The sequence below is a fragment of the Amycolatopsis sp. WAC 01375 genome (genome assembly GCF_003947325.1).
Classification (GTDB): domain Bacteria; phylum Actinomycetota; class Actinomycetes; order Mycobacteriales; family Pseudonocardiaceae; genus Amycolatopsis.
Genome location: NZ_QHHW01000021.1, coordinates 189,036 through 197,768, shown reverse-complemented (window position 1 = coordinate 197,768; position 8,733 = coordinate 189,036). Strand labels below are relative to the sequence as shown.

The following is an 8,733-nucleotide window of genomic DNA, read 5'->3' as shown; positions in this document are numbered from 1 at the left end:
GGTGCCGGTCCTCGCCCCGCTGCGGGCCACCGGACCCGGCGGGCCAGAACCCCCGCCGCCCTGCGGGCCCTCCACCGCGGTGCAGCCCCGCGCCCGTCAGCACACCACCCGCTGAAAGGGCACGCACCGATGACCGAACACACCCTCACCCCCAACAGCTCCTCGCCCCACCACGTCATCATCGTCGGTTGGGACTCGCGCATCCGCACGTTCTTCGCCCGCGTCTACCGCGACGCCCCCGGAGCCACCCCCGAAAACGTGCTCTGGGAAGGCATCAACACCGGCGAATACACCAACGCCAGCGACATCCTCGCCCTCGTCACCCCCTACACCGACACCACCACAGTCAACATCCCCAAACTCACCGCCGCCCTCAACGAAGACCAGCGCATCTCGCGCTACGCCCCCAAGGGCCGCAACAACGCCGCCACCCGCTGGTAACCCCAGAAGCCCGGCCGGGACCCTGAACCGAGCCCCGGCCGGGCACCCGCACAACACCGCCTGCCTCAGCACCGCGACAACGCGAAACCCGCCCGCCACGGGCCACCCGCCGTGCCGCGCGATGCGCGCGAGCACGGGCGCACCGCCCGCTACCATCGGGCCCGCCGACCGTTCCCGTCCGGAACTTCCCCACCCCCGGCCACCAGCAGTACCCAGCGAGCGCAGACACCACCTCAAACCCGTCAACGCCCACAGCGAAGCCCCCTCGACCTCGCCCCCGTGGACGCCCACAGGTCAGCAGAGCGGCCCAGGGGCAAGCGCCGATGAACCCTGGCCCGCTGGTCCGGTGACCGTCCTCGCTCCGCTGCGGATCACCGGACCAGCGGACCAGAACCCCCGCCGTCCTCCGGACCCCCGGACCACCCCGCTGAGGCACAGCCGCGTTCCACAGACCCAAGCCTCAAGGGAGCAACACCATGAACGACAACACGCTCGTCGGCAACGTCTCGTACATCGAGGGCTACCGCACCACCCGGACCGGCGCCGCCGAACTGACCTTCACGATCAAGGTCGACAACGGCTACTACGACAGCCAGCGTCGCTGGATCAACGACCCCGTCAAGGTGAGGGTCATCGCCTACAACCGCCTCGCCGAAAACCTGCAAACCACCTTCGCAGGCCACGAAAAGAACGGAGTCGGTGTCAGGGTCATCGTCATCGGCCGGTTCCGCGACGACAGCTACGTCCCAGCCGGCAAGGACTACCCCGTCAACCGCATCAAGTTCGTCACCTCAACCGGCGGCGCCGACCTCACCTACGCCACCGCCGTCATCACCAAGACCGGCAAGACCACCACCGAACGCGGAAACGAGAACAACCGCGAACAGCTCACCACCCCCGTCGCCGCAGCCGCGTGAACCACCGGTGCCCGGCACCACCCGGTGCCGGGCACCAGGCGTATCGCCAGACCGCCCAGCCGGAGACCGAACCATGACCAGCGTCCACGTCAGCCGCTACGCCTACCAAGACCAACACCCCGCAGGCTCCGACCTTCGCAGCGCCGCACTGAAATCGCTCCGCAGCTACGCACTCCACTACGGACTCACCTTCAACCCAAACGAGGTCCGGATCACGACCGGCTACCGATGGCACCGCACTGACCCGAACAGCCCGGAATGGAACGGGCGCAGCGACGTGCGTGGAGTCCGCGCCGACGTTCGCATGTACCGCAGGCCCATACCACCGGCCCGCCACCGCACAGTCTTGGTGTCGCTACACGAGTGAACCGCGACTGGGTCCAGGCTCGCGCGCGCCTGGACCCAGTCGCACCGAGCCGAGCTGAACAGGACCCGGCGAACGGTGCCGCATTACCAGCCGCACCAACGACCAGAAACGTCACCACGATGACGACGGTTTGTACTGGCGCAGCCTCAGCTCACTCATCAGCAGCGAATTGATCCGCGCCCGGCTCACTGCTGTTCGTGCTCCCGTCAGCTGAGCTCCCGTCGGAAGGTGTCGGCACGACCACCGCGAACCCGCTGGAAGGATGCTGTCGTTCCGGCGCAGCATCCACCTCTCTCGCCGACCCGGCACGGTTGACTCGCTCCGACGAATCCGCTGGCATCGCCAGCTCAGCCCACGCCCGGAGATCCTCAACCCGAAGACCCGTGAACTCCGCTAGCTTCGCCTGCGTCACCCGCCGTTCCCTGGTAGCCGATAGCACCGCGCGACCTACCGCCAACTCCACATCCCTCACCTCCTCAGCACCGGCCAGCGCCGCGTCGAACAACGTCTGTAACTCCGCCACGCGAGCGTCGCCGTGCGGCAATTTCAACGCTGCATCAAACGCCGAGCGCAACCGTGCGTCGTTCTCACTGCGGGCCTTCTTCGCCGCCGAAGCCGCCGAAGCAACCTCGACAACCGCCTCTTCCCGCGCCCGCCGCTCCTCCTCAGCCTGCCGACGGATCTTCTTCCTGATTTCGCTTGCGGTCAAAGCCACCGCGACCACTCCCGAGGCTCGTTTCGAGCCCCCTCCCTGCACCGACGCTAGATCACCCCCCCCGCCCGCCGCATCCGATTGTCCTGTCGGGACATCCCCTTCGATGCCGCGTTCCCCTCGTGACCTAGTGGCCGTTCGCCCGGGCTAAGTGTCCTTTCCGAACGCGTGAACGTGCGCTCGCCGCAGACGGCAGAGCCGCGCGCACGGCACAAGCCGGCGACGCGGCTGCCCGCTCCGATTCTGACCACTGACGGCCTGACGGCCGACCGTCCTTTCTGTCGTCTCCGCTCCGCTGCGACGACGCCCGCTCGCAAGCGAGCGGGATGTCCGCTGACGCGGACACACCTCGCCGAAGGCGAGGTGAAAGGACAACGGACGGCCTGACGGCCGACCGCGTCGTTGCCCGCTGACGCGGGCCTTGTGGGCGGTAAACCGCCCACAAGATCAACAACTTTGAGCTAAGGTATCGTCACGCGAAAGAGGAACAATGATCTTGGGTGAGATCGTTTTCCCAGCTCACCGCAGGGGGTGAACTGGATGGCGTGGATAACGCCTATCGGCTCCGATCCAGCCCAAATCGACTACCGACTGGGCATCGGACACGGCTGCCTGGGTGAGGCCATCACCGACACCCAGCTCGCCGACCATCTCGACATGCGCGAGCAGCCACTCGTGTGGGTCGGAAAAGGACTCGCCGACCTCGGAATCGAGGCCGGAACCGAACTCGCCCCCGACCAATTCGACAAAGCTCGCGCCCTGGTCAACGGCTATCACCCGAGCACCGGCGAACAACTCGTCGCGCACAAAAAAGGCGTCCCACACGAAGCGAAGCTCGCCCTTGCACCCCTTATCAGGATGATCGAAGGTGTCGCCCGCGAGGCCGACGTCCCCCTCGATCAGGTGCTCGTCAGCGCCCGAATGCGCACCATGTTCGCCCGCGCTAAACGATCCGTACGTCGTCAAGGCGAGAGTGCGGCACTACGCGCAGACCACGCTGGCCAGCTCGCCGACGCCGCCGAACTCGCCCCCGCCGACATCTGGGGCGCGGACGTCTTCACCGAAGCGCTCTCGAACTTGACCCGCACGATCACCCTCCCCGACGGCAGCCAGCAGCACATCGACAACCGGATCGTGATCGGTAACGTCGCCTACGACGCGACCCTCACCCTTCCCGGATCGTTCACCGCCCTGCTCGGCCTCCTCAAGTCAGTCGATCCTGACACCTACGCCGACGTCAGGGCCATCTACACCGACCAGGCCATGATGACGTTCAACTGGGTGGAAAACGCCGTCGCCTACGGGATGCGTGGCCACCACGGCGACGGCCAGACCGCCGACATCACCCCAGGAAACGGGTTCGCCGGTTGGGCGATGTTCCACCGGACAGCACGACCGGTCGACGGCGCGCCGATCGGGGATCCGCACTGGCACGTGCACTACACCATCGCCAACATGACCAAAGGCGAAGACGGGAAATGGTCCACGATCGCCGCCGGCGGCCGCGACCTCATGCGCCACGCACCCGTGGTCGACAAGCTGCTCCAAGCCGGAGTGCGCAACGTCCTAAGTAACCGCTACGGGATGACGTTCCGCCGTAGTGAACGGACTGGCCTGTGGGAGATCGCCGCGGTCCCCGACGAGGCGATCGCCTTGTTCTCCAAACGCGGTGAGGGCATCGAAGCCGCACTCGTCGAGATGGGGCTGAATCCCGAGGAAGCCACCGCAGCCGTCCGGCGGGTCGCCGCCGGCATGACCCGCGAACGCAAGAGCGACAGCGTGACCGCATCACACCAGACCCACGCCGAATACTGGCGAGACGAAGCCATCGCCGCCGGTCTCGACCCTGACCAGATCGCCCGCGCTCCTTTCGGCGGCAGCGCATCCGCCGCGGCAAGCCCCCGTGCCCCAAACCTGGAAGAACTCGCCGTACAGCTGCAGCACCCGGAGACGGGCGTTACCGCGCACGGCCGACGCTTCTCTCGCCTCGATGCGATCATCGCCGTCGCGGACGCCCTTCCCGCCGGTGGAACACAAGCCGACATCGAACGACTGGCCGACCACGTCCTCGAACAAACAGGTTTCGTCAAGCTCCGCGACGCTGACGACCCCGGCACCCCGCCCGGTGCCGAAGTGGTGCCCACTAACGGCGAGCGCCGCCAGCTCGGCGCCGAGCACATGGCCAACGCCACGCTCTACACCACGTCCGACGTCATCGCCGCCGAGGAAGTCATCGTCGCGAAGGCCGAAGCCAGCCATCGCGACCAGACCAGCATCCGCGTCGAACGCGAGACCGCCGAACTCGCGGCCAACACCATCGAAGCCAGCGGCGGATTCGAGCTCTCCGCCGAGCAATGGCGCCAGCTGCTGCGCATCACCACCTCCGGAGCCGGGCTCGACACTCTCGTCGGGCCGCCGGGCAGCGGGAAGACCACCCTCATGGACGCCGTGCGCGTGGCCTACGAAGCCGACGGATTCGTCATCGCCGGCACCGCAACCCAGGGTTTGACCGCCCAGACCCTGCAAGCCGAATCCGGCATCCCCAGCCGCACCATCGCACAATGGCTCCACCGCATCGAGAACGGACCGGGACTGCACGGCATCGACGTGTTCGTGCTCGACGAAGCCGGAATGATTGACGACCGGGCACGTGCCCAGCTCTACCTCGCCGCCAACGCCTCCCGGACAAAAATCCTGGAAATCGGCGACCCCAAGCAACTCCGCGGCGTCGGAGTCGGCTCCAGCTTCGCCGTCATCCACGCCCTCGTCGGCGGCGGCGAACTCCACCAGAATCGCCGCCAGGCCAGCGCCGACGAACGCGCCGCCATCGCCGCATGGCGCCGCGGTGACTACAGCGAAGCACTCACCTCCTGGGCCGGCCGCGACCGCCTCATCGCCACCGAAACCGGCCAGGAAGCCATCGCTGCGATGCTGGCCACCTGGCTCGACCAACGCCAAGGCGCACCCGACCCGCTCACCGAGCAACGCGGCCTCGTCATGGTCGCCGCCACCAACGAAATGGTCGACCGGCTCAACGACGGAGCCCAAGCCCTGCGCGCCGTCGCCGGTGAACTCGGCGAAACCCGCGCGTACGACATCGCCCGAGGCCGGACCATCATCCTCAGCGAAGGCGACCATGTCATGGTCCGGGTCAACGAACGCCGCCTCGGGGAACCCGACATCCTCAACGGCTACCGCGGCGTCATCGACACCATCGACGACGACGGTAACGTCGCCGTCCACTGGGAACGCGCCACCCGCGACGGCCGCGTCATCGAACACGCCGACCTCACCCCCGACTTCATCGCCAAAGGCGGCCTGAACCTCGGTTACGCCATCACCATCCACAAAGGCCAAGGCCTGACCGTCGGGTCCGACGATGCCACCTGGAGCGGACCCGATGGTGAGCGCCGAGGCGGAGCGGTGCTGTTCTCCGCCGCCGGTGCAGACAACCCCGGCACCTTCGTCGCCGCCAGCCGCCACAAACTCGCCGTCTGGATGTTCCTCGCCCGCAAAGAGCTCGAAACCGCCCAAGACCTTTACCTGCTCGGCTTCCCCCGCCTCGCGTGGGAACGAACTCAGCGCGTCATCACCAAAGTCATCAGCCGCGCGAAAGCTACCGAATTCAACCGCAACGACATCCCGACCCTGGTCGATCTCGGTCTCCTCGACGACCCCACCGCCGCAAGCCGCAAAACAGAGCCCGCACTGCCGGACCCCACGAAAAAAACCCCGGAAGAGATCGAGCAACACCGCGCGCTGCGCCCCCGCCTCCACACCGCAGACATCATCCGCCGCGTCAAAACCGAACAACTGCTCCGCGATGAATGGGAGGACCACCCCGCCGTCGACCGCGTCGTCCACAGCGCCGCGTTCCGCACCCTCACCCTCGTCCTCGACCGCGCCGACAAAACCGGCCGCAACCCCCGCGACCTGATCCGAGACATCAACCCCGACGACCTGATCGCACCACCTGTCCGCGACGCCGCCCGACTCACCGCCGCCCTGGTCAAAGCCGCCGCACTCGCCGACCCCTCAACCTCCACACCGCCAGTCCGCCCTCTGACCAAAGCACAGCGCCAAGCCCGCGCCGACGCCGTCGAACAAGCCCAGCGCGACATCGCCGCCACCCTGCTCCGCCAGGAATGGGGCGAGCACGCCGCCGTCGACCGCGTCATCACCGGCACCGCATTCGGCGCCGTCGCACGCAACCTCGCCACAGCCGCACGCACCGGACACGACCCGCGCAGCATCGTGCGCGACCTCGACCCCGACTACCTGCTCCGCCCCAGGATCGACAACCCCAGCGCCTACGCCGCCTCCAGAATTCGTGCCGCACTCACACCACAGGAACCCGCCAGCCCCTCGACCAGCGAGCGACCACGCCCAGTCGAACTCCCACCAGCACACCCCGACGCCCCCGCCCGGCTCAACCTCCTCGTCCCGGCCTACCAACAGACCATCGAGCAGCTGACCCGGCACCCCGCGCCCGCGACTGGCACGCCCGCCGCGGAACCTCGTCGGCCGGAGCAGCCCGCACCAGCCCGCCACCGCGACGCCATGTGGCCCAGCTGGGTCCCTGCACCGCCGGACTCCGAACGACAAGACGGCCGCGGGAAGGCGCTCGCTACCGCCATCGCCGCTGACGCACGCCGCATCCGTGCGCGCGTTGTCGACCTCGGCCGCCAAGCCCTGCGCGACCGCCCCGAGTGGGTCGAACAACTCGGTCCGCCGCCTGATGGTGCCGCACCACGAGCCCGCTACCTCGCGGCCGTCACCGCCATAGCCGCCTACCGGGAACAACACAAAATCACCGGACCCGACCCCATCGGACCGCCCCTGGCTGACGGAGAGCCCCGCGCGGCGTACGACGCCGTCCTCCAAGCACGCGGCTACCTCGAACGCGCGGCGGCGCTCGACGTCGGGCACCGGGCGACCCCGGCGCAACCGGACAAGGCCCTGGAGCAAAACAAGGACCTTCCGGCACCTGTCACAACAGCAGGAAAGCCCAGTCAGGCCCACGAAACCAAGGCCCGCGCCGAACGCATCGCCGAACAACAGAGGAAGAATCAACCCCACCCGCATCAGGATCCCCGCCGGCCTGGGGCAGGGCAGGGCCCGCGCCCCGGCTTCTGACACACCGCCGGGAATCGAACCCAAGCCTGACGACGCCCTACCCAATGGCTGATCCTGGTAAGGCTGCCAAAATGCCGGCCGGCTACACGGAAAACTGCACCTGCTCGGCGAAGCGCGCCTGTCGTTCATCCGGGGGACTTGTTCTATCTGGTCTGCCCGCTCAGTATTCGCACGGCGGCGAATCTCCCTGTCTGTGGACCACAGGCGCGTCCCGTACTCAACTCCATCTGGATTGCTTCAGCATTTCACTTCCGGGTCCGTGGATATCGTCCCCGCCTCGCTCTTCGTGTTGGCACTAGCCCGATTATTCCAAGGTGGGCACCTTAAGAGGTTTCGCGACGATACACAGAGCAGTCACGGCGACGTCCTGTTTGCCGCTAGCGGTCACTCAGCTGACGACAGAGGAACGCTATCGGCGAATTGACTATACTGCGTGCCCGGTCGCGACCGCGGTGTTCGGTTCACACGAGCTTAGAGCCACGGAAGGTTTTGGTCGTCGAGTTCGGGGTGCCTTGCAACGTTGGCTGCAACGAACGACTCGAACTCGCTGTCGGTCGGGTCCTGCCGGGCGATGGGCTCGACGTGTCGGCGTGATTCCTTGCACTCTCGCCAGTTGGCATGTGCGGCGAGCCGGGTAAGGCACGGCCATAGCCAGCGGTCCCGCCAGGCAGTCATGGCCGAGGACGGCCGGTCACTACCGCAGTAGGCTTCGCGCCAGGCAGCGTAGAGGTCGGAGAGCTCGTCGACGGCGATGGTGTGCCGGTACCAGCAGGGCGGGAGACTGACTTCGGTTCCGAAGGGGTAGCGGCGGGTGAGGTAGTCGACGAACCATCGCGTCTCCTTCCAGAGCTGCGCCGCGGCGTCGCGGTTGAGGAACTCCCACGCCCAACGGGACGGCTGCGCCACATTGGTCTGGTCGACCAGTGTCTTTTCCAGCTTGTGAAAGCCGGTGTGCAAGGCGGTGAGTTCTTCGGACTGTGTCGCAGCCTGGCCGCCGAGTTCCGCCACAATGCCGCCGAGTTCGCGGAGCAGCTCTTCGTGTTGTTCGGTGGTGGCGGCGAGTTCGGCGACAACTTCCGGCACCATCTCGATGTCGACGACCGGAACGCTGGTGTCATCGTCCGGGGGCTCCGGCGGCTCGGTCTCAGTCATTCTCCGCC

General features: G+C 67.3%; 5 protein-coding genes. 3 read left to right on the top strand and 2 right to left on the bottom strand.

The genetic code is table 11. The features are described 5' to 3' along the window. The first annotated feature begins 129 nt into the window (after nt 1–129). On the top strand, nt 130–441 hold the full coding sequence (locus DL991_RS10900) for a hypothetical protein (RefSeq protein ID WP_125783593.1): 312 nt from the start codon (nt 130–132) through the stop codon (nt 439–441). Between the two features lie 476 nt (nt 442–917). Further along, entirely contained in the window at nt 918–1,358 is a 441-nt protein-coding gene (locus DL991_RS10895) for a single-stranded DNA-binding protein (RefSeq protein ID WP_125783591.1), read from the top strand. Between the two features lie 518 nt (nt 1,359–1,876). On the opposite strand, the gene DL991_RS10890 is transcribed toward DL991_RS10895, so the two are convergent. Further along, the gene (locus DL991_RS10890) at nt 1,877–2,440 is read right to left on the bottom strand and encodes a hypothetical protein (protein WP_125783589.1); all 564 of its coding nucleotides are present in this window, start codon (nt 2,438–2,440) and stop codon (nt 1,877–1,879) included. A gap of 537 nt (nt 2,441–2,977) precedes the next feature. Here DL991_RS10890 and mobF point away from each other — a divergent pair. Then, nucleotides 2,978–7,573 carry a MobF family relaxase gene (gene mobF / locus DL991_RS10885; RefSeq protein ID WP_125783587.1) on the top strand — a complete coding sequence of 1,532 codons (4,596 nt, stop codon included), beginning with the start codon at nt 2,978–2,980 and terminating at the stop codon, nt 7,571–7,573. Between the two features lie 471 nt (nt 7,574–8,044). Here mobF and DL991_RS10880 read toward each other — a convergent pair whose 3' ends face one another. Next, a complete protein-coding gene (locus DL991_RS10880) occupies nt 8,045–8,725 on the bottom strand; it encodes a hypothetical protein (protein ID WP_125783585.1) in 681 nt (226 codons plus the stop codon). Nucleotides 8,726–8,733 lie beyond the last annotated feature (8 nt).

Bases quoted from the DNA above. Each gene is read 5' to 3' on its own strand.
- DL991_RS10880 (WP_125783585.1), bottom strand. From the start codon at position 8,725: ATGACTGAGACCGAGCCGCCGGAGCCCCCGGACGATGACACCAGCGTT.
- DL991_RS10895 (WP_125783591.1), top strand. From the start codon at position 918: ATGAACGACAACACGCTCGTCGGCAACGTCTCGTACATCGAGGGCTAC.
- DL991_RS10900 (WP_125783593.1), top strand. From the start codon at position 130: ATGACCGAACACACCCTCACCCCCAACAGCTCCTCGCCCCACCACGTC.
- mobF (WP_125783587.1), top strand. From the start codon at position 2,978: ATGGCGTGGATAACGCCTATCGGCTCCGATCCAGCCCAAATCGACTAC.